This is a genomic window from Bounagaea algeriensis (assembly GCF_054491375.1).
In genome coordinates this window covers 3500093-3520866 of the sequence record NZ_CM137102.1, presented here as the reverse complement: position 1 = coordinate 3520866, position 20774 = coordinate 3500093, and the positions used below count along the sequence as shown (strand labels likewise).

The 20774-nt window shown below is 71.3% G+C and carries 19 protein-coding genes and 1 pseudogene; 18 read left to right on the top strand and 2 right to left on the bottom strand.

The annotated features are described in order from the left end of the window. Positions 1–2 precede the first annotated feature (2 nt). Positions 3–1184 carry an anhydro-N-acetylmuramic acid kinase gene (locus tag ACVGV2_RS16040; RefSeq protein WP_459163176.1) on the bottom strand — a complete coding sequence of 394 codons (1182 nt, stop codon included), beginning with the start codon at positions 1182–1184 and terminating at the stop codon, positions 3–5. Positions 1185–1310: 126 nt separating this feature from the next. Between ACVGV2_RS16040 and ftsY the strand changes: the two genes are divergently transcribed. The 3 genes from ftsY to ACVGV2_RS16025 all read left to right on the top strand — a co-directional run bounded on the left by ftsY (position 1311) and on the right by ACVGV2_RS16025 (position 5530). Further along, positions 1311–3104 (top strand): signal recognition particle-docking protein FtsY, encoded by a 1794-nt coding sequence (ftsY, locus tag ACVGV2_RS16035; protein WP_459163175.1) that lies wholly within the window; start codon positions 1311–1313, stop codon positions 3102–3104. Between the two features lie 406 nt (positions 3105–3510). Next, positions 3511–4188 (top strand): FadR/GntR family transcriptional regulator, encoded by a 678-nt coding sequence (locus ACVGV2_RS16030; protein ID WP_459163174.1) that lies wholly within the window; start codon positions 3511–3513, stop codon positions 4186–4188. Positions 4189–4306: 118 nt separating this feature from the next. Further along, entirely contained in the window at positions 4307–5530 is a 1224-nt protein-coding gene (locus tag ACVGV2_RS16025) for a CynX/NimT family MFS transporter (RefSeq protein ID WP_459163173.1), read from the top strand. A gap of 78 nt (positions 5531–5608) precedes the next feature. Here ACVGV2_RS16025 and ACVGV2_RS16020 read toward each other — a convergent pair whose 3' ends face one another. Then, positions 5609–6757 (bottom strand): IS30 family transposase, encoded by a 1149-nt coding sequence (locus ACVGV2_RS16020; RefSeq protein WP_459163172.1) that lies wholly within the window; start codon positions 6755–6757, stop codon positions 5609–5611. Between the two features lie 420 nt (positions 6758–7177). Between ACVGV2_RS16020 and ACVGV2_RS16015 the strand changes: the two are divergent. The 15 genes and pseudogenes from ACVGV2_RS16015 to ACVGV2_RS15945 all read left to right on the top strand — a co-directional run. Continuing rightward, positions 7178–7507: pseudogene (locus ACVGV2_RS16015) on the top strand (HTH domain-containing protein); the annotation flags it as partial. Positions 7508–7547: 40 nt separating this feature from the next. Continuing rightward, positions 7548–8153: an AAA family ATPase gene (locus ACVGV2_RS16010; RefSeq protein ID WP_459163171.1), complete on the top strand. Its 606-nt coding sequence runs from the start codon at positions 7548–7550 to the stop codon at positions 8151–8153. Positions 8154–8474: 321 nt separating this feature from the next. Next, positions 8475–10190 (top strand): DEAD/DEAH box helicase, encoded by a 1716-nt coding sequence (locus tag ACVGV2_RS16005; protein WP_459163170.1) that lies wholly within the window; start codon positions 8475–8477, stop codon positions 10188–10190. Positions 10191–10309: 119 nt separating this feature from the next. Further along, a complete protein-coding gene (gene ffh, locus ACVGV2_RS16000; protein WP_459163169.1) occupies positions 10310–11854 on the top strand; it encodes a signal recognition particle protein in 1545 nt (514 codons plus the stop codon). Continuing rightward, a complete protein-coding gene (locus ACVGV2_RS15995; RefSeq protein WP_459163168.1) occupies positions 11851–12924 on the top strand; it encodes an amidohydrolase family protein in 1074 nt (357 codons plus the stop codon). Before ffh ends, ACVGV2_RS15995 begins: the two co-directional genes overlap by 4 nt. A gap of 93 nt (positions 12925–13017) precedes the next feature. Further along, the gene (locus ACVGV2_RS15990; RefSeq protein ID WP_459163167.1) at positions 13018–13968 is read left to right on the top strand and encodes a CPBP family intramembrane glutamic endopeptidase; all 951 of its coding nucleotides are present in this window, start codon (positions 13018–13020) and stop codon (positions 13966–13968) included. Positions 13969–14074: 106 nt separating this feature from the next. Continuing rightward, entirely contained in the window at positions 14075–14830 is a 756-nt protein-coding gene (locus tag ACVGV2_RS15985; RefSeq protein ID WP_459163166.1) for a CPBP family intramembrane glutamic endopeptidase, read from the top strand. A 186-nt stretch (positions 14831–15016) separates the two neighbouring features. Next, entirely contained in the window at positions 15017–15502 is a 486-nt protein-coding gene (gene rpsP, locus ACVGV2_RS15980) for a 30S ribosomal protein S16 (protein WP_459163165.1), read from the top strand. Further along, the gene (locus ACVGV2_RS15975) at positions 15499–15744 is read left to right on the top strand and encodes an RNA-binding protein (RefSeq protein ID WP_459163164.1); all 246 of its coding nucleotides are present in this window, start codon (positions 15499–15501) and stop codon (positions 15742–15744) included. The genes rpsP and ACVGV2_RS15975 overlap by 4 nt, the downstream gene beginning before the upstream one ends. A 14-nt stretch (positions 15745–15758) precedes the next feature. Next, positions 15759–16295 carry a ribosome maturation factor RimM gene (rimM, locus tag ACVGV2_RS15970; RefSeq protein ID WP_459163163.1) on the top strand — a complete coding sequence of 179 codons (537 nt, stop codon included), beginning with the start codon at positions 15759–15761 and terminating at the stop codon, positions 16293–16295. Positions 16296–16383: 88 nt separating this feature from the next. Beyond that, on the top strand, positions 16384–17214 hold the full coding sequence (gene trmD / locus ACVGV2_RS15965) for a tRNA (guanosine(37)-N1)-methyltransferase TrmD (protein WP_459163162.1): 831 nt from the start codon (positions 16384–16386) through the stop codon (positions 17212–17214). A gap of 208 nt (positions 17215–17422) precedes the next feature. Next, on the top strand, positions 17423–17776 hold the full coding sequence (rplS, locus tag ACVGV2_RS15960) for a 50S ribosomal protein L19 (protein WP_459163161.1): 354 nt from the start codon (positions 17423–17425) through the stop codon (positions 17774–17776). 251 nt (positions 17777–18027) lie between these two features. Further along, entirely contained in the window at positions 18028–18987 is a 960-nt protein-coding gene (gene lepB, locus ACVGV2_RS15955; protein ID WP_459163160.1) for a signal peptidase I, read from the top strand. Positions 18988–18998: 11 nt separating this feature from the next. After that, on the top strand, positions 18999–19751 hold the full coding sequence (locus tag ACVGV2_RS15950; protein WP_459163159.1) for a ribonuclease HII: 753 nt from the start codon (positions 18999–19001) through the stop codon (positions 19749–19751). Positions 19752–19794: 43 nt separating this feature from the next. Beyond that, positions 19795–20118 (top strand): DUF2469 domain-containing protein, encoded by a 324-nt coding sequence (locus ACVGV2_RS15945; protein WP_459156893.1) that lies wholly within the window; start codon positions 19795–19797, stop codon positions 20116–20118. Positions 20119–20774: the final 656 nt, after the last annotated feature.

Genomic DNA, 20774 nt, shown 5'->3' with positions numbered 1-20774 from the left:
GGTCAATCCTCCGACAGGCCGCCGATGCGCAACCGCCGGGGCGGTTCGGCGGGGGTGGGCAGGTGCAGAGGTCCCGCGCCCGGGGTGATGGAGCCGAGCACGCGCGGACCCCGCGCGCCCGTTCCGCCCTGGACCGTGCCGGGAAGGCCGTGCAGGGTGAGGAATCCCAGCAGTGCGGCCAGGTAGGCCTCCTTCGCCGAAGCGGGCAGGCCGAGGTCGTCGCTGCGCACGAGGCGCCGCCCGTGCACGCCCAGGTGCTCGCGCAGCGCGCGGACGAGCGCGGGGTTGCGCACCCCGCCGCCGGAGGCCACGACGACGTCCACCCCGTGCTGCTCGCAGGCCTCGGCGATCGTGGCCGCGGTGAACTCGGTCAGCGTGGCCAGCAGGTCGCTCGGCGCGACCTTCTCGAGCTCGGCCAGGGCGGCGCGCAGGTAGGTGGCGTTGAAGTGCTCCTTGCCGGTGGACTTCGGCGGCCTGCGGCGCAGGTACGGGTCGGCGTGCAGCCGGTCGAGCAGGTCGCGCCGGACGTGCCCGCGGGCGGCGAGTTCCCCGCCGGTGTCCCGTGCGGCGTCGGTGTACCAGGAGGCGGCGACGTCGAGCAGCGCGTTGCCCGGGCCGGTGTCGAAGGCCAGCAGGCGGTCGCCGTCGACGACGGTGAGGTTGGCGATGCCGCCGATGTTCAACGCGGCGTGCACCTGCGCCCGGTCGGCGAGCCACAGCGCGTCCAGGACGCTCGCCAGCGGTGCACCCTGCCCACCTGCGGCGATGTCGCGGGCGCGGAAGTCGTGGATCACGGGCAGGCCGGTCGTTTCGGCGATCCACGCGGGCTGGCCGAGCTGGAGGCTGCCGAGCGCGGTGCCCTGCTCCACCCAGTGGTAGAGGGTCTGCCCCAGCGAAGCGACCAGGTCGGCGCGGCCCCCGGCGAGCTCGACGCCGCGGCGCGCGGCGAGCGCGAAGCACTGCCCGACGGCGGTGTCCAGGTGGCACACCTGCGCGGCGGTCACCGGGGCGGGCGGCAGTGCGCTGGTCAGGTCGGTGCGCAGCGAATCCGGGTAGTCGATCTCGGTGTGTCCGAGCGGCTCCAGCTCCAGCACCTCCCCGCGCGGGCGCAGTGCGCAGGCGGCGACGTCCACGCCGTCCAGGGAGGTGCCGGACAGCACCCCGATCGATCGCCAAGTGGGCACGTCCCGTGGTCTAGTCCACACGGCGTGCGATGTGCAAGCGTTTCGCCCGTTTCGCTGCGGAATCGGGCACGAAACGTTGCCCGCGCCGCGGGGCTCGTGCTGGAGGGTGCCGCCGCGGGTGCGAGGATGGGAATCGTGACCAGCACAACCGTGATCGTGATCGTCGCCGCGGTCCTCGTGGCACTGCTGATCGCCGTGACCGCCGGGCTGCTGCTGACGCGCCGGCGCCGGATCAGCCTGAGTGAGCGGCAGGACCAGGGCGACGAGGTCGCGTCGTCCCAGACGCAGCAACGCACCGGATACCAGACGGGCAGCGGGATCAGCCTGTCCAGCGGCGGGCCGTCGCAGCAGGGTTCCGGATCGTCGACGGCCACCGCCGAGCCCGAGCAGCAGCCGGTGGAGAGCCGCACCGAGACGGACGGCGAACCCACGGTCGGGGACGAGGCCGCCGTCCCCCGGGACAGCGAGCGGCGCGGCATCGTCGACGTCGACCTGCCGGACGCGGCGGCTGAGCCGGCCGCCGCCGAGCGGGAGGTCGCCGAGCAGAAGGCCGCGCCGGAGGTGCCGGAGCAGGAAGCTCCGGCCGTCCCGACCGCCCCGCCCGAGCGGGAAACCGCCGAGGCCTCCGAAACGGAGACCGCAGAAGCGGAGGTCGCAGAAGCGGAGACCGCGGAAGCCGAGACCGCAGAAGCGGAGACCGCGGAAGCCGAGACCGTGGAAGCCGCCGAGTCGGCTGACACGGCCACGGCCGCGCCGGCGGACAGCGCGACGAGCACTGCGGAGCCGGTGGCGCCGGAGGCGGCCGAAACGGCTGCTGCCGAGCGGGAGGTCGCCGAGCAGAAGGCCGCGCCGGAGGTGCCGGAGCAGGAAGCTCCGGCCGTCCCGACCGCCCCGCCCGAGCGGGAAACCGCCGAGAGCGCGACCGCCGCTGCCGACGCGGCGGCGCCGAGCACTGCCCCGCCCGCGGCCGAACCGGAGGAGATCGAACCGACCAGCGGGCGGCTGGAACGCCTGCGCGGCCGCCTGTCCCGCTCCCGCTCGACGCTCGGGCAGAGCCTGCTCGGCCTGCTCGGCGCCGGTGACCTCGACGAGGACTCCTGGGAGGAGATCGAGGACACCCTGCTGATGGCCGATCTCGGCGCGGCCACCACCACGGAGATCTCCGAGCGGTTGCGCTCGGAGATCGCCGGGCGGGGGGTGCGCACCTCGGAGCAGGTGCGCGCGCTGCTGCGCGAGGTGCTCATCGACGCGCTCGGCCCGGACATGGACCGCTCGGTGCGGGCGCTGCCGCACGGAGATCCGGCCGACGGCGGCAAGCCGGCCGTGGTGCTCCTCGTCGGCGTCAACGGCACCGGGAAGACGACCACGACCGGCAAGCTCGCCCGCGTGCTCATCGCCGACGGGCGTTCGGTGCTGCTCGGCGCGGCCGACACGTTCCGCGCGGCCGCGGTGGAGCAGCTCGGCACGTGGGGCGAGCGCGTGGGTGCCGAGGTGGTGCGCGGCAACGAGGGTGCTGATCCGGCCAGCGTGGCGTTCGAATCCGTCAGCCGGGCCGGTGAGACGGGCGTGGACGCGGTGCTGGTGGACACGGCCGGTCGGCTGCACACCAAGACCGGGCTCATGGACGAGCTCGGCAAGGTCAAGCGCGTCGTGGAGAAGAAGGCCCAGGTCGACGAGGTGCTGCTGGTGCTGGACGCCACGACCGGCCAGAACGGGCTCGCCCAGGCGCGGGTGTTCGCCGACGTCGTCGACGTGACCGGCATCGTGCTGACGAAACTGGACGGCACGGCCAAGGGCGGCATCGTGTTCCAGGTGCAGCGCGAACTCGGCGTGCCGGTCAAGCTCGTCGGGCTCGGCGAGGGACCGGACCACTTGGCCCCGTTCGAACCGAACGCGTTCGTCGACGCGCTGCTCGAGTGAGGCCGCGGCTGGAACGGCCGCGGTTGTGAGCTGGACCCGGTCCGGTCCGCCCTCCGGCGTTCATCCGGCCGGTGCTGCTCGTGCCCTTGCCCGTCCCGACGAGCCCGGTCTTCCCGACGAGCCCGGTCTTCGTTGATTCGATCTCCGCTGCCCCGGTGCCGGCCTTCGGTGCCGGGGCGGTGTTCGTCTCCGGTTCGTCCCCGTGCTCTTCTCCGGGTGTGCCCGAGCCCACGGCGCGAAAATTTGTCAGACGACTGGTGATTTTTCTACGCTCGCCGTGCGGCGCCGGAAGGCGGCACCGCGTCCGAGGCACCGCGTCTGCGGGCTCGAGGTGTCTGCGGGCTCGAGCGGCGAGCCCGCTCGCCGCGCGGCGGTGCGTTCCACGGGGGAAGTGCGAGGATCCGGCATGAAAACGGGCAAGCGCTCCTCGGTGGAGGACGTCATCGCCCGGCTCACCGAGCAGTTGTCCGCGGGCGCCTGGCGCCCCGGGGAGCGGATCCCGACCGAGCAGGAACTCAGCGGTGAGCTCGACGTCAGCCGCGCCGTCGTCCGCGAAGCCGTCCGCGCGCTGGTGCACCTCGGCGTGCTGGAGAGCCGCCAGGGCTCCGGCACCTACGTCGTCAGCGCGACCGATCCCACCCCCATGCTGCGGCAGCTCAACCTGGCACGGGTGCGCGAGGTGTTCGAGGTCCAGCTCGGCTACGACATGACCGCGGCCCGGTTCGCCGCGGCACGCCGCACCGACGACGACATCGCGCGGCTGCGGGAACTGCTGCGGGGGCGCGACGAGGCCGCTACTCCCGACGAGTTCGGTGCCGCCGAGATCGACTTCCATCAGGCCGTGGTGGAAACCGCCGGCAACCCGCTGCTGCTGGAGATGTACCGGTACCTGCTGAGCAGGTTGCGGGAAAGCCTCGAAACCCTGCGCGCGGCGCACGAGCTGACCGAGTCCGGTCCGCACGCGCACCGCGCGTTGGTGGACGCCATCGCCGCCGGTGATCCGGACGCCGCGGCCCGTGCCGCGCAGGCGGTGATCGAGCCCGGCCTCGATTCCCTGCGCGGCGCCATCGACGGGGACCGTTGACGGTGGGGCCTGCGGGGCGGACACGCGGCGGAACCTCCCACCGGACCGACCGGTCCGGTAGCCGCCGGTCGAACGGGCGGCACAGCAGCGCACGGAGAAGGGAATGCAGGGCAGAACTGTGAGCACGCGAACCGAAGTGCACGACCACCAGCGGCGGCGCTCCAGCGCGGTCATCGCCACGATGGTGCTCGTCGTGCTGGTCGCGGTGGCCTTGCGGCCGCCGTTCACCTCCGTCGCGCCACTGCTGGAGAACATCCAGAACGACCTGGGGCTGTCCTCCTCGTTCGGCGGCGTGCTCACCACGCTGCCCGTGGTGTGCCTGGGGGCGTTCGCCTTCCTCGCGCCGAAGCTGCGCCAGCGGTTCGGCGACGAACGCGTGCTACTGGGCTGCCTGGTGGTGCTGGTCGTGGGCAACCTGCTGCGCGCGGCAGGCCCGGTGTCGACGCTGCTGCTGGGCACCGTCGTCGTCGGTGCGGGCATCGCCGTGGCCAACGTGGCGCTGCCCGGGCTGATCAAGCGGGACTTCCCGGACAACGTTCCGATGATCACCGCCGTGTACACCGTGTGCCTCACGCTGGGCGGTGCGATCGCCGCGAGCGTCGTCGTTCCGATCGCCGAGGTCACCGGTTCGGCCTGGCGGGCCCCGCTGGGCCTGCTCGCCGTCCCGGTGGCGATCGCGCTGGTGATCAGCCTGTTCGTGCTGCGCGGCCGTTCCGGCCCGGTGCCGCTGCCCTCGCGCCCGGGGCGGCTCTGGCGCTCGCCGCTGGCCTGGCAGGTCACGGTGTTCATGGGTTTGCAATCGGCCATGGCCTACGTCGTGTTCGGGTGGCTGCCGAGCATCCTGCAAAGCCGCGAGTTCACCGCGGGCATGGCCGGCCTGGCGCTCGGCGTGCAGGCCGCGGTGCAGGCCGTCGGGTCGATGAGCGTGCCGGTGCTGGTGCGCCGCACCCGCGACCAGCGGCTCATCGCCGCCACGTTGGCCGTGCTCATCGCCGTCGGCTTCACCGGGATCGTGTTCGCTCCGGCACCGGCCGGGGTGTGGGTGGCGACCGTTCTGCTCGGCATCGCCCAGGGCGCCGCGTTCGGCCTGGCGCTGACCCTGTTCGGGCTGCGCTCACCGGAGAGCGACACCACCGCGGCCCTGTCCGGCATGGCCCAGGGCGGTGGCTACCTCATCGCTGCTGCCGGCCCGCTGCTGATCGGACTGATCCACGACGTCTCGGGCAACTGGGTCGCGCCGCTGGTGCTGCTGTGGGCGTGCTGCGCCGGGTACTTCGTCGCCGGGATGCTCGCCGGACGCCCGGTGCAGGTGGAGTCCGTCACCCGGGCAACGAGCTCCTGACCGGTCGTCGCACCTGGCCCGCGGCTTGGCGCCTGGCGTGATTGGACTCGTTCCAGAGAGCACAATTTTCAGGCGGGTTCAGGGGGTGGGTGCAAGGGTGGGGTGGAGTGTTTCGGCGGGGGTGGCCCAGTTGAGGGTCCAGCGGGGGCGGGCGTTGAGTTTGTTGGCGATGGTGTCGAGGTCGGCTTGGCTGTGTTGGGCCAGGTCGGTGCCTTTGGGCAGGAAGTCTCGGAGCAGTCGGTTGGTGTTTTCGTTGCTGCCGCGGAGCCAGGGGGTGCCGGGTGGGCAGAAGTAGACGGGCAGGCCGGTGGCGACGGAGAAGTGGGCGTGGTTGGCCATTTCCTTGCCCTGGTCCCAGGTGAGGCTGCGGCGCAGCTGGGTGGGCAGGCGGGTGATGATGCTGGCCAGCGCCTCAGCGACGGCGTCGGCGGTTTTGCCGTGGGGCAGGGCGGTGAGCATCACGAAGCGGGAGTGCCGCTCGACCAGGGTGGCGATTGCTGAGCCACCGCGGCCGAGGATCAAATCGCCTTCCCAGTGGCCGGGCACGGCGCGGTCCTCGGCGTCGGCCGGCCGGGCCGACAGCGGCACCGCGTCCGGCAGCCGGCCCCGCGTTTCGCCGACACGGGTCTGCGGCCGGCGGCGGGAGTGGCGCCGCCGCAGGTAGCGGGTCAGTTCGCGGCGGAACTCGCCGCGGGACTGCACATACAGGCTGCGGTAGATCGTCTCGTGCGAGGTGCGCATGTCCTCATCATGCGGAAACTCCTGCGGCAGCCGGGCCGCGATCTGCCGCGGCGACCACCGGTCGTAGACCAACCGGTCGGCGATCCAGGCGGCCAACTGCGGCCGCTCGGCCAGGGCCGAGCGTTTCGGCCGCCGCGCCCGATCGGCGGCGGCCTGCTCGGCCTGGGCCGGCCGGTAGTGCTCCCGACCGCCGTTGCGGCCCACCTCGCGCGAGACCGTCGACACGGACCGGCGCAGTCCGGCCGCGATCGCGGTAAACGTCTGCTGAGCGGCCAGACCAGCGAAAATATCCTCCCGCTCGGACAGCGTCAACGCCTGCGGATGCCGCCGCCGCGGCGCAGGCGCCATCCCGCCATGCGCATTGAGGACACCCTCCACCGCCGTAGACGACACCGCAACCAGCCGAGCAATCGCGGCCACGGTCGCTCCCTGACGATGCCACCACCACACCCGCTGCTGCTGCAACGACGACACACTCGTAGGCATACCGCCAGTCTTGCACCCACCCCTTGAGCACCCACATGAAAATTGTGAGCTGTCCCCACACGGATAGAGCACAAGCTGTCCACAAGGGGGCGAGTTGTCCCCAGGCGCTCGGCGCGTCGGGAGGGGTTACGCATCCGGAATGCGTATCTCTACCTAGATCAACCCACGGGGGTTCACGCTCTCGCCGCCCCCGCTCGGACCGGCAAACTCATTGGTGCACGGCGCAGAGGGAAGGCCGGGGCAGCCAGGGCGATTCCCCGCCCGTTCTGGGGGTCGGGCGGGGAATGCTCGGCGGCCGTGCAGCAGGGGGGACAGAGGGGGAACACGGGGGAGAGGTCGGAGCGGCCCGCACATGGGGGAAGGGCCGCTCCGCGATCTCTTTCCGCCCGCCGTCAGTCAACCGGTGCGACGCGGATCAGGTTGCCGTCGGACCGCTTCTTCTCCCTGCTGGTCGCGCTGCAGAGCCGCGAGTCCACGACCACCGCCGACCTGGCCCGCGAGCTCGGCGTGTCCGTGCGGACCGTGCTTCGCGACCTGCGCTGGCTGCAGGAGGCGGGGTTTCCGCTGCTGGTGCGGCGCGGCCGGTGGGCGGGGTGACGCTGCTACCCGGTGAAGCGCCGGACGCATCGGCTACCCGGTGGAGCGCCGGACGCATCGCGGCTCGCACCGGCCGAACGCGAGCGCCTCGCGCTGGACGGCCTCGATGACGAGCAGCGGAACCAGCTGGGTACCGCTGCCGAGGCCCGGCGCCCCGCGGCCCACCAAGATCGTCGCGTAGCCTGTTGAGCTCGTGGACCCTTCCGCGGCGCCCTCGTCCGAGCACATTCCGGTCCTCCGCGTGCCCCGGCGTTCGCTCGTCGTCTTCGCCGGAATCCCCGGCGCGGGGAAGAGCACCGTGCTGCACCGGCTGGCCGCGCACACCGGCGGGCCCGCGCGCGGGGCGCCGGCAGCACCGACCGTGCTCGATTCGGACGACGTGCGCGAGCACTTGCGCGCAGGGCTGCCCGGTTGGATCCGCTGCAACTGGTACCGGCCCGCGGTGCACCTGCTGCACGGGCTGCGCATCATCCGCTGGTGCGCTCTCGCCCGCGGGCCGGTCGCCGCGCACGAGCCGGCCACCCGGGCGAGCAGCCGCGCGTTGCTGGCGCTGTGCGCGCGTCTGAGCGGGCGGGAACGCGTGCTCGTGTGGCTGCGCGTCGACCCCGGTGATGCGCTCGCCGGGCAACGCGCCCGCGGCCGCCTGATCGGGGCGCGCTCGTTCGCCCGCCACGTGCGGCGCGCGGTGCGCATCGAGGGGCTGCTCGTGACCGGGATCGGCCTGCGCGGCTGGCCGCGGGTGCACGCGTTCAGCAGGGATCAGATCGGCAGCGGGATCCGCATCGACGTGTCCGGATAGCTGCGAGAGGCCTGCGCGCGGTGACGTTCGTCCCCGTTGGCCGGGGCGGCGCGCGCAGCAGCGATCGTCCTGGTTAGGCTGGAGGACTGTGCGGCGGGCAGACTCCGCCGTTCCGGCTGAGATCATCGAGCTGCGAGTGACTGGCAACGGGGTGCCCCATCCCGGTGCATGGTGCGGCCACCCGCGGGATGTGCTGGGTGGCGTCGACACGTGGTCGACTGTGTGTCAACACACTGCGCTGTTTTACCCCGGACGTGCCGCGTAGGGCCGCTTCGGAACTGATCCAGCCCCGATCGACCTACGAGGAGACCCGCGTTCAGCATGCCGACTTTCGATGACCTCGACCTCGACCCCAGGGTACTGAAAACACTGGGCGAGCTCGGCCACGAAACACCGACCCCCATCCAAGAACGCACGATCCCGCCGCTGCTGGAAGGCAACGACGTGCTGGGCCTGGCCCAGACCGGCACCGGCAAGACCGCGGCGTTCGCACTACCCATCCTGTCCACGGTGGACGTGGACCGGCAGCACCCGCAGGAGCTGGTGCTGTGCCCGACCCGTGAACTCGCCATCCAGGTCAGCGACGCGATCCAGGGCTACGCCGCCGGCCTCGACGGCCTGCGCGTGCTGTCCATCTACGGCGGCCAGAGCTACCGCCCGCAGCTGGAAGGCCTGCGCCGCGGTCCGCACGTGGTCGTCGGCACGCCCGGCCGCGTCATCGACCACCTCAACCGCGGCACGCTCGACCTCAGCGGCCTCGAGCACGTCGTCCTCGACGAGGCCGACGAGATGCTGCGCATGGGCTTCGTCGAGGACGTGGAGACCATTCTGAGTTCGGCGCCGGCGCAGCGCCGCACCGCGCTGTTCTCCGCGACGATGCCGCAGGCGGTGCGCCGCATCAGCCAGTCCTACATGCGCGATCCGGTCGAGGTCACCGTGGAGAGCTCCACGCGAACGGCCGCCACGGTCAACCAGCGCTACCTGTCCGTGCGGGACTCGGCCAAGCGCGACGCGCTGACCCGGGTGCTCGAGGCGGAGCGGTGCGACGGCGTGATCGTGTTCGTGCGCACCAAGCAGCTCACCGAGGAGCTCGCCGAGTACGTGCAGAGCCGGGGCTTCCGCGCTGCCGCCATCAACGGCGACGTGCCGCAGCAGCTGCGCGAGCGCACGATCGGGCAGCTGCGCGACGGCAAGATCGACATCCTGGTCGCGACCGACGTGGCCGCGCGCGGCCTCGACGTCGAGCGCATCTCGCACGTGTTCAACTACGACATCCCCCGCGACCGGGAAGCCTACGTGCACCGGGTCGGCCGCACCGGCCGCGCCGGCCGCACCGGCGAGGCGATCCTGTTCGTCTCGCCGCGCGAGCGCGGACTGCTGCGCGGGATCGAGAAGTCCACCGGGCAGACGATCACCCCGATGCAGCTGCCCAGCGTCGACGAGGTCAACAAGCAGCGGCTCGCCCGCTTCGCCGGGCAGATCGGCGACACGCTCGCCGGTGCCGACCTCGAGGTGTTCGAGAACCTGGTGCGTGACTACCAGGCCGAGCACGACGTGGACCCGGTGCGGATCGCCGCGGCGCTGGCGAGCATGGTCCAGGGCGACCGGCCGCTGCTGCTCGACTCCTCCGAGGAGCTGGAGAGCCCGGACTTCGAGCCGAACAAGTCCGACAAGGAGACCTACCGGGTCGAGGTGGGCCGTCGGAACCGCGTGACCCCGAAGGCCCTCGTCGGGGCACTGGCCAACGAAGGAGGCCTCGCCAGCAAGTACATCGGCAACATCGACATCCGCGCCGAGCACACGCTGATCGAGCTGCCCGCCGACCTGCCCGACCAGCTGCTGCGCAAGCTCGGCCGCACCCAGGTCGCCGGACGCGGTCTGCACATCAGCCGCGCTGATGACGAGCTCGTCGGCCGGCGCGGCGGGCGGCCGAACCGGGGCCGCGGTGCCGACCGCGGACGCAAGAACGGCGCCGGGCCGCGCAAGGACGGGCGCACAGGGCGGTTCGACAAGCGCCGTCCGCGCAGCACCTCCTGATGTAGGAACACCTGCCGGGCGCGGGGGCGGGAACCGCCACCCGCGTCCGGTGCTGGCGCGCGCCGGTTACCCTTCAAGGGTGCCGAGGTACACGTATCGACTCTGGAGCCTGTGACCCCGTGTTCGACACACTTTCCGACCGGCTCACTTCGGTCCTGAAGAACCTGCGCGGGAAGGGCCGCCTGACCGACGCAGACGTGGACGCCACGGCCAGGGAGATCCGCATCGCCCTGCTGGAGGCCGACGTCGCGCTGCCGGTCGTCCGCGAGTTCATCAAGGGCGTGAAGGAGCGGGCCAAGGGCGCCGAGGTCTCGCAGGCGCTCAACCCGGCCCAGCAGGTCATCAAGATCGTCAACGAGGAACTGGTGAACATCCTCGGTGGCGAGACCCGCCGGCTGGACCACGCCAAGCACCCGCCCACGGTGATCATGCTCGCCGGGCTGCAGGGTTCGGGGAAGACGACGCTGGCGGGCAAACTGGCCAAGTGGCTGGTCAAGCAGGACCACACCCCGCTGCTCGTGGCCTGCGACCTGCAGCGGCCGAACGCGGTCAACCAGCTCCAGGTGGTCGGTGAACACGCCGGGGTGCCGGTGCACGCGCCCGAGCCGGGCAACGGCGTCGGCGACCCGGTCGCCGTGGCGCGGCAGGGCGTCGAGCAAGCCCGGCACAGCCACCACGACATCGTCATCGTCGACACGGCCGGCCGGCTCGGTGTCGACGAGGAGATGATGCAGCAGGCCTCGGACATCCGGGACGCGGTCGAGCCGAACGAAACGCTGTTCGTGCTCGACGCCATGGTCGGTCAGGACGCGGTGAGCACCGCGGAGGCGTTCCGCGACGGCGTCGGGTTCAGCGGCGTGGTGCTGACGAAGCTGGACGGCGACGCCCGCGGCGGTGCGGCGCTGTCGGTCCGCCAGGTCACCGGTGAGCCGATCCTGTTCGCCTCCAACGGCGAGAAGGTGGACGACTTCGACGTCTTCCACCCGGACCGGATGGCCAGCCGCATCCTCGGCATGGGCGACATGCTCACCCTCATCGAGCAGGCCGAGCAGGCCTTCGACCAGGACCAGGCGGAGCAGGCCGCGGAGAAGCTCGGCACCGGCGACCTCACCCTCGAGGACTTCCTCGAGCAGATGCAGGCGGTGCGGCGGATGGGTCCGCTGCAGAACGTGCTCGGCATGCTGCCCGGCGCGAACGGGATGAAGGACCAGCTGGAGAACTTCGACGAGAAGCACCTCGACCGGGTCCAGGCGATCATCCGCGGTATGACGCCCGATGAGCGGGCCAACCCCAAGATGATCAACGCCTCGCGGCGGCAGCGCATCGCGCGCGGTTCCGGCGTGCAGATCAGCGATATCAACGACCTGGTCAACCGGTTCTTCGAAGCGCGCAAGATGATGCAGCAGATGGCCGGCCAGTACGGCCTCGGCGGCGGCAGCGCGACGAAGAGCAAGAAGGGCAAGAAGGGCAAGAAGGGCAAGAAGGGCAAGAGCAAGGGCCCCACGCAGCCGAAGGGCGGACGCGGGATGCCCGGTGGTATGCCTGGTCTGCCCGGCGGCATGCCGGGGGGCGGTAAGCAGGACGCGCCCCAGCTCGAACAGGGCCTCAACGATCTGCCCGCCGGCTTCGACCCCTCCAAGCTCAACTTCGGAAAGAAGAAGTGACGGCGTTCCACCTCAGCGGGACGGTGCTGCCCGGCGGGGAGCACCACGACCTGTGGATCAGCGGCGGTGCGGTGCGCACCGAACCGGTTCCCGACGCGGAAACCGTCTTCCGCGGTGGCTACGTGCTGCCGGGGCTGGTGGATGCGCACTGCCACGTGGGCATCGGCCCGCACGGCCCGGTCGACCTCGTCGAGGCCGCCGAGCAGGCCGAGGCCGAACGGGACGCCGGGGTGCTGCTGCTGCGCGACTGCGGTGCGCCGATCGACACCCGCTCCCTCGACGCGCGGGAGGACCTGCCGCGGATCATCCGAGCCGGGCGGCACCTGTCCAAACCGAAGCGCTACATCCCTTCGCTGGCCGAGGAGCTCGAGGACGAGGCGCAACTGCCCGAACTCGTGGCCAAGCAGGCGCGTGCCGGGGACGGCTGGGTCAAGCTCGTCGGTGACTGGATCGAACGCACCGCGGGCGATCTCGCTCCGGTGTTCTCGGACGACGTGCTCGCCGACGCGATCGCCGCGGCCCACCGCGAAGGCGCCCGGGTGACCGCGCACGTCTTCGGCGAGGACGCGCTGCCCGGCCTGCTCGACGCCGGCATCGACTGCATCGAGCACGGCACCGGGCTCACCGACGACACGATCGAGCAGATGGCGCGCAACGGCACCGCGCTCGTGCCGACGCTCGTCAACGTGGAGAACTTCCCCGCGTTCGCCTCCGCGGCCACGAAGTACCCCGCCTACGCCGAGCACATGACGGCGCTGCACGAGCGCGCGCACACCACCGTGGCCGAGGCGATCGAGGCGGGCGTGCCCGTCTACGCGGGCACCGACGCCGGCGGCAACATCCGCCACGGCGAGCTCGTCGACGAGCTGCAGGCGCTGCACCGCGTCGGCATGTCCCGCGAACAGGCGCTCGGCGCGGCCTCCTGGGCCGCGCGCGACTGGCTCGGTGCCGCCGCCGGCGTTTCCGGCGGCGTGGCCGACCTGCTGTGCTACGACACCGATCCGCGCGAGGACCTCGCAGTGCTGCGCCATCCGCGACGCATCCTCCTGCGAGGGCGTGTGCTGCGTTGACGCGCACCCCGTGCGGGTCGGATGTGGTTCGTGGCGGACGCCGTGCCGTGCCGGGCGCGCGTTCGCGGTGGGTCGAGCGAGGGAGTAGTGCGAGTGGTGCGAGAGGGACAGCCCGCAGAGGAATCCGGCGACGACGCGCAGGACGGCGCGCAGGCACCGCAGTGGGCGACTCCGGATGCGGGCGGCCCCACCGGCACCCCCGCGGCCGGCTCGCAGAGCGGGGCCGCCGCGGCCACCGGTGATACCGGGGAGGCGGGCATCTGGAACCTGCCGGCGATGGGCGAGGCCGATGACGTGCGTGACCGCGGCCTGCATCGCTGGTACTGGCAGGCGCAGCTCGAAGCCGCCCGACGGGGTTCGCTGGCCTGGGGATTCGCCGCCTTCTTCCTCGGCTACGGCGGCTACTACCTGGCCGGGTTGGTCATTTCGCTCGTCCAGCAGACGCAGCCGAGCGGTTTCGACCCCGCCCAACCGCCGAACGCCGGGCCGGTCCTGCTGCTGGCCTTCGCGCCGAACGTGCTGCTCGGGCTGTTGCCCGCGCTGTTCTCCTGGCGCCGCGGCAACGGGCTGCGCTCCGACTTCGGCATCGTGCCGAAGTGGCGGGACGTGAAGGTCGGACTGGCCTGCGGCGGTATCGCCCTGCTCGGGTCCTGGCTGCTGACGATCGTGCTGATCAGCTTGAGCGGACCGCCTCCCGACACCGAGATGAGCCGGTTGATGGGCGGGGACCGCACGGTTTGGCTGTTCGTCTTCGCGCTGTTCGCCTTCCTCGGCGCCCCGCTGACCGAGGAACTGCTCATGCGCGGCGCCCTGTGGGGAGCGCTGGAGCACTACCGGATTCCGCGTTGGGTGATCCTCGTGCTCACGGCGCTCGTGTTCGCGCTGATCCACCAGGAGATGTGGCGCACCCCGGTGCTGCTCTTCGGCGGGCTGGCCATCGGGGCGGCCCGCATGATCACCGGCCGGGTGGGAGCGAGCATGGTCGCGCACGCGGCCAACAACTTCCTGCCCGCGCTGCTGCTGTTCGCCACGGCGGGATCCTGAACGGCGCCCTCCTGAACGGCACCGATCGGGTTCTCGCCCTGCCGCGGGTCGATCGTTAAGCTGGCAGGCCTTGCCGGCGCCGGTCGTACGGAGGAGCGCGGAACGCGTGAGCGCACACCCGGAGAAGCCCGCCAGCGACGGCGGTGCGGGTTCGGACGTTTCGGAGGGGACGGGCGGGGCCGCGCGCGAGCACCGCTGGGGGCTCGGTGCGTTCTTCCTCGCGCAGGCCGTGTTCTTGCTCGTCTCGGTGGTGCTGGCCGCGCTGCTGGCCAGCCCGGACGAGCTGGAGCTCGTGCTCATGCTGGTGCTGCCCACGCTCGTGGCCGGCGGGGTGGCGGTGCTCATCACCGTCGTGCGCGGCAACGGGCCGCGCGTGGACTTCGGGCTGCGGTGGCGCCGCTCCGACGTCGTGACGGGGTTGGCGATCGGCGGCGCGGGGCTGGTGACGACGACGATCGCGACCGGCCTGTGGACGCGGTACGGGCCGTCCGGCGGGACTTCCGCGGTCACCGGAGTGCTCGACGAGCTGCAGCTGCCGCCCGCGCTGGCCGTGGTCGTCTTCCTGTACGTCTGGCTGGTGGCACCGCTGTGCGAGGAGCTGCTCTACCGCGGGTTGCTCTGGGGCGCCATGGAGCGGTTGCGCTGGAGCCGGGCGAACGTGCTGGTGCTGACCACGGCGATCTTCGCGATCGGGCATCTCGAACCGGAACGCACCTGGCTGCTCGTGGTGATCGCGGTGCCCGTGGGCATCGCCCGCATGGTCACCGGGCGGCTGACCGCCAGCATCGTCGCGCACCAGGTGAGCAACTTCCTGCCCGCGCTGGGGCTGCTGCTGGTGTCGCTGGGGCTGCTGCCCGCCTGAGGACCGCGGGGAGGGGCACCTGGCGGAGGTGTCGGGGGCCGTCTGGCACAATGGGAAGTTGTTCGCCGCGAGCGGGTCCCTCTCACCGCCCGCGGTTGGTAGATCTACGAGCGTTCCATCCGTTTTCCCCACGCGGAGTGGCATGCTCGCCGACGCACGAACAAGAGCTGAGGAGCACCACCAGCCGTGGCTGTGAAGATCAAGCTTGCGCGGATCGGCAAGATCCGCGAACCGCACTACCGCATCGTGGTCGCCGACGCCCGCACCCGGCGGGACGGCCGTCCGATCGAGACGATCGGCCAGTACCACCCGAAGGAGAACCCGAGCCACATCGAGCTCAACTCCGAGCGGGCTCAGTACTGGCTGGGTGTCGGCGCGCAGCCGACCGAGCCGGTCCGCGGCATCATGCAGGTGACCGGCGACTGGCAGAAGTTCAAGGGGCTGCCGGGCGAGGAGGGCAAGCTCCAGACCAAGGAGGCCAAGACCTCGAAGCAGGAGCGCTTCGAGGCCGCGCTGGCCGCTGCCTACGAGGAGCCTGGCGTCGAGGCCGTCACGCCGAAGAAGAAGGGCGGCAAGAAGGAGGAGAAGGCCGAGTCCTCCGAGCCGGCCCAGTCCTCCGAGTCGGCCCAGGATGCGGAGTCCGCCGGCCGGGGCGAGGAAGGTCAGGAGTGACCACCACGGTCCTCGCGGACGCGCTGGAGCACTTGGTGCGGGGCATCGTCGACAACCCCGACGATGTCCGCGTCCAGGCGTCGACCCATCGCCGCGGTCGGACGCTCGAGGTGCACGTGCACCCCGATGACCTGGGCAAGGTCATCGGGCGGAACGGCCGGACCGCGACCTCCCTGCGCACCGTGATCTCCGGCGTCGGTGGTCGCGGTGTCCGGGTCGACGTGGTGGACACGGACCGGTGAGTTCCACTGGCGTCATGACTGGGCGCGATTCCCTCGAACTCGCCGTCGGCCGGATCGTCAAGGCGCACGGCATCCGCGGCGAGCTCGTGGTCGAGCCGCTGACGGACAGTCCCGAGCTGCGCTTCGTCCGGGGCGGCGCGCTCGAGGCGCGGCGTCGCGGCGGGACGACGCGAAACGTGACGGTGGCATCCGCCCGCCCGCACGGTGGGCGGATGCTCCTGTCGTTGCACGAGGTCCCCTCCCGCGACGAGGCCGAGCAGTGGCGGGGCGTGCTGCTGGTCGCGCACATCGACCCGGGCGAGACCGCTGACGGCCCGGAGGAGTTCCACGACCACCAGCTGGAGGGTCTGCGGGTGGACGGCCAGGCCGGCCAGCGGCTCGGTGCGATCCGCGAAATCGTGCACACGCCCGCCGGTGAGCTCCTCGCGGTGCGCACTCCGGAGGAAGCGGAGGTGCTCGTGCCCTTCGTCGCGGAGATCGTGCCCGAGGTGGACCTGGAGCGGGGGCGCGTCGTGGTCGCGCCGCCGGAGGGCCTGTTCGACGCGGAATGAGCCCGTGCTCCGGCGTGCGGCCATGAACCAGCTGTGCGGCGCGGCGCTCGCGAGACCGCACGGCACCGGCGAACGGCGGGATCCGACCATGCGCATCGACATCCTCACGATCTTCCCGGACTACCTCACACCCCTGCGGGAAGCGCTGCTCGGCAAGGCAATCGACGCGGGGCGCGTGCGGGTGGACGTGCACGACCTGCGTGCCTGGACCCACGACGTGCACCGTTCCGTCGATGACAGCCCGTACGGCGGCGGTCCGGGGATGGTGATGAAGCCGCAGGTCTGGGGCGAGGCGCTCGACGAGGTCTGCGCCCCGGACGAGCAGGGCGCGGTGCCGCGCCTGATCGTGCCCACCCCCGCGGGTCGGCCGTTCACGCAGGAGACGGCGACGCGCTGGGCGCAGGAGCCGTGGCTGGCCTTCGCCTGCGGCCGTTACGAGGGCATCGACGAGCGCGTGGTGCAGGACGCGGCGACGCGCATGCCCGTCGAGGAGGTCTCCCTCGGGGACTACGTGCTCGTCGGCGGCGAGGTCGGCGCGCTGGTGATGGTCGAGGCCGTGGCCCGGCTGCTGCCGGGAGTGCTGGGAAATCCCCGGTCGGCGGTGGAGGACTCGTTCTCCGGCGGGCTGCTGGAAGGGCCCAGCTACACGCGTCCCGAGGTGTGGCGCGGGCGGGCCGTCCCGGATGTGCTGCGTTCGGGCGATCACGCCGCGATCGCGCGGTGGCGGCGGGACCGCGCGTTGGAGCGGACCTATCACCGGCGGCCGGATCTGCTGGACCGGTTCGCCGCGGAGGACCTCGATGCGGCCGACCGGGCGCAGCTCGATGGACTGGCCGAGCCTGACCGGTCTGCGGGGGCCGACCGTTCGGCAGCGGAGCTCCGGGACGATCGCTCGCACCCCCCGCAGCAGGGGCAGTAGCGGGAAGGCCCCGGCCGCGGCGCGTCGGACTCCACCCCGAGGTGAGGTGCGGAATCCGCGCGTGGCACACTGGAAGGGTTGCTGCCGTCGGGAGCGGTTTCCGACGTGCTGAGCGCAAGTTCACCCCGTGTCAGACGGTTGCCCACCGTGCGGTTGGGTCACATGCGAGAACACGGGTGCCATCGACACGGATGAGGACGGACGACCGATGAATACCTTGGACGCATTGGACGCCAAGTCGCTGCGTTCCGATATCCCGGATTTCTGGCCCGGCGATACGCTGAAGGTCCACGTCCGCGTCATCGAGGGTTCGCGCGAACGGACTCAGGTTTTCCAGGGCGCTGTGATCCGTCGTCAAGGCGACGGCATTCGGGAGACCTTCACCGTCCGCAAGGTGTCCTTCGGTATCGGCGTGGAGCGGACGTTCCCGGTGCACACCCCGAACATCGCCAAGATCGAGGTCGCGACCCGCGGCGACGTGCGGCGCGCGAAGCTGTACTACCTGCGCGACCGGCGCGGTAAGGCGGCGAAGATCAAGGAGAAGCAGTTCGCGAAGTCCTGACCGCCGGCCGGCTCAGCTGCTGCCGAACGACCCGGGTGCACGCACCCGGGTCGTGGTGTGTCGGGGGGCGGTGCATCGGGTGGCAACCACTTTCGAGTGATCACGATGCGAACGCTTCGCGAGTTTCGTCCGAATCGCTGCCAGCGGAGGAGTGAATGCGCACGTCATCCGGGATGTGCGTGCTCGGTCGCGGCGGGAATCGGCCCGGGGGAGCTCGTTCGCGGTCCCGTCCGGTCCAGTAGCCTGGCCCGGTGGCCGATGTGATGCGCTCCGGTGGACCGACCGGTCCCGAGGAACCCGCCGAGTCCGACGAGCAGGGCTCGCAGCGAGAAGATCCCGCGCGTGACCGGTCGAGCCGGAAGAGGCGGAAGAAAGCCAAGAAGGGCTCGTTCTGGCGCGAGCTGCCGATCCTCATCGGTACCGCCCTGGTGTTGACGGTGCTCATCCAGGTGTTCCTGGCGCGGGTCTACCTGATCCCGTCGCAGTCCATGGAAGAGACGTTGCACGGTTGCCCCGGGTGCAACAACGACAGGGTGCTCGTGGACAAGGTCACCTACCGGTTCAGCTCCCCGGAGCCGGGTGACGTGGTCGTCTTCCGCGGTCCGCAGCCCTGGGTCCAGGGCGAGGTCAGCAGTTCGGAACCGACGAACCCGGTGGTGGGCGCCGTCCGCTACCTCGGGTCGCTGATCGGGTTCGGCTCGCCCAGCGAGAAGGACTTCGTCAAGCGCGTCATCGCCACCGAAGGGCAGACCGTCGAGTGCTGCGACCCGCAGAACCGGGTGGTGGTCGACGGCGAGCCGCTCCACGAGCCCTACATCCACTGGCAGGGTGAACCGCAGCAGCGGTCGTTCGAACCGGTGACGGTTCCGCCCGGGCACCTCTGGGTGATGGGGGACAACCGCAACAACTCGGCCGACTCGCGACTGCAGGGCGGCGGCGGTGTGAACGGCGCCGTGCCGGTGGACAACGTCATCGGCAAGGCGCAGGTCATCGTGCTGCCACCGACCCGCTGGCAGGGTGTGCCCGAGCCGAATCCGCAGGAGCAGTCCTCCCAGGCTCTGAGCGCACCGGCCTGGCAGCGGGGTGTCCCGCCGGCCGTGGGAGTCGCTGCGGCGTTCCCGACCGTGTGGGCGGGTCGTAGGCTTGGTGGCGTGGTGACGCGCGGAGTGACCGCGGAAGCGAGAGCGGCACGGGAGCGGGAGCGGTACTGACGTTGGCGAGGGTGGCTTCGACGGCGGACCGCAAGCCGGGAGCGTGGCCACCGCGTGCGGTGATCCGTCGTGACAGCGGAACGTGGGCGCTGCAGAGCGCGCTGGACCGGACCGGACTCGGCCCCGTCGCGGGTGTCGACGAAGCCGGTCGCGGGGCGTGCGCGGGGCCGCTCGTCGTGGCGGCGTGCATGCTGCGACCCGGTGACGCGCGGCGGTTCGACGGTCTGACCGATTCCAAGGTGCTCAGCCCAGAGGAACGGGAACGGCTGCACGATCGCATCACCGAGCGGGCGCGGAGTCTTGCGACCGTGGTCGTATCGGCCGAGGAGGTCGACGCGCGCGGTATCCACGCGTGCAACCTCGAAGGGATGCGCCGCGCGGTCGCCCGGTTGTCCGTGGACCCCGGCTACGTGCTCACGGACGGTTTCCGTGTGCAGGGGTTGCCCTCGCCGAGCGTGGCCGTGGTCAAGGGGGATCTCGTGGCCGCGTGCGTGGCCGCGGCGTCGGTGCTGGCGAAGGTGGCGCGCGACCGGATCATGGCGGAGCTGGACCGGGAACGTCCCGGGTACGGTTTCGCGGAGCACAAGGGCTACACCACCCCGGCGCACACTGCCCGGCTGGTCGAGCTCGGTCCGTGCGCCCACCACCGGTGGTCGTACGCGAACGTGGTGGACGCGGCTCGGCGGACCGGTGTCCGCTGTCCGCGTCACGTGTTGGGAAAACCCGGTTTGCTCGATGCTTCCACGGGTAGCGTGGAGGAATGATGGCAAGTCGTCCGATCGGTAACGGGGAAGGGCCCGCAGAGCGATGAGCGCCGAGGATCTCGAGAAGTACGAAACCGAGATGGAGCTGCAACTCTACAAGGAGTACCGCGACATCGTCGGGCAGTTCACCTACGTCGTCGAGACCGAGCGGCGCTTCTACCTCGCGAACGCGGTGGATGTGCAGGTGCGCAACTCCGATTCGGAGGTGTACTTCGAGGTCGCCATGTCGGACGCGTGGGTGTGGGACATGTATCGCCCCGCTCGTTTCGTCAAGAACGTTCGCGTGATCACGTTCAAGGACGTCAACGTCGAGGAGCTGGACAAGCCCGATCTGCGGCTGCCCGAGGGCGGCCCGTTCGGCGGGTGACGTCCCTCCGACCGTTGCGATCAGCGCTTGCGGCGTTCGAGCGGGTTCGAGCGGGTTCGATGTTCGAAGGATCGCGCCGCGGTGGCGCCCCTGGGGGAGCCGCCGCGGCGCGGTCGTGCGTGCGTCGACCGGGCCCGCTGGCTGCTGAGCACGCCTCCTGCCGCGACCGCGTGAGTTCCCGCGTGTACGTGAGAGAGTCCGCGGTTTGGCTGGCATTGTGAATCGGGTGGGAGAACCTCAGGCGCTTCCCAGCTGCCCCCGGCCACCCGCCCCGAACAGCGGAAATGGAGCACCCTCGGAGCTGTCCTCGCGAGGCAACGCCTGAGAACCCCCGGCGGCTCGGCCTGCCTGCGCGGAAGGGAAGCGGCTCCGCCGCTTACCTGACGAACCGGTGCGGCCAAGCAAACGGCCGCCAATCTGCGCGTCCAGTAAGCGCAGTGAAATGCCGTTGCCCGGACTTCTCCGAGGTGATGGCCTTCTCCAGCGTGGCGGACTTATCCGGCGTGATGGCCTTCTCCGGCGTGTCGGCGAGTATCGCCAAATAGTGGTTCACGGAAGAGTGAGAGAACTCCGATAAAAAGCCGAGTTGTCCCCAGGGGTGCGAGTTGTCCACAGATTGATCGGACGTCGTGGTGCGACCCTTCTCCTCCCGGCAC

What these genes read in the sequence shown, in the direction of transcription:
- ACVGV2_RS16005 (WP_459163170.1), top strand. Translation starts at nt 8,475, where the DNA reads ATGCCGACTTTCGATGACCTCGACCTCGACCCCAGGGTACTGAAAACA.
- ftsY (WP_459163175.1), top strand. Translation starts at nt 1,311, where the DNA reads ATGGGAATCGTGACCAGCACAACCGTGATCGTGATCGTCGCCGCGGTC.
- ACVGV2_RS15945 (WP_459156893.1), top strand. Translation starts at nt 19,795, where the DNA reads ATGAGCGCCGAGGATCTCGAGAAGTACGAAACCGAGATGGAGCTGCAA.
- ACVGV2_RS16030 (WP_459163174.1), top strand. Translation starts at nt 3,511, where the DNA reads ATGAAAACGGGCAAGCGCTCCTCGGTGGAGGACGTCATCGCCCGGCTC.
- rimM (WP_459163163.1), top strand. Translation starts at nt 15,759, where the DNA reads ATGACTGGGCGCGATTCCCTCGAACTCGCCGTCGGCCGGATCGTCAAG.
- ACVGV2_RS16020 (WP_459163172.1), bottom strand. Translation starts at nt 6,757, where the DNA reads ATGCCTACGAGTGTGTCGTCGTTGCAGCAGCAGCGGGTGTGGTGGTGG.
- rplS (WP_459163161.1), top strand. Translation starts at nt 17,423, where the DNA reads ATGAATACCTTGGACGCATTGGACGCCAAGTCGCTGCGTTCCGATATC.
- trmD (WP_459163162.1), top strand. Translation starts at nt 16,384, where the DNA reads ATGCGCATCGACATCCTCACGATCTTCCCGGACTACCTCACACCCCTG.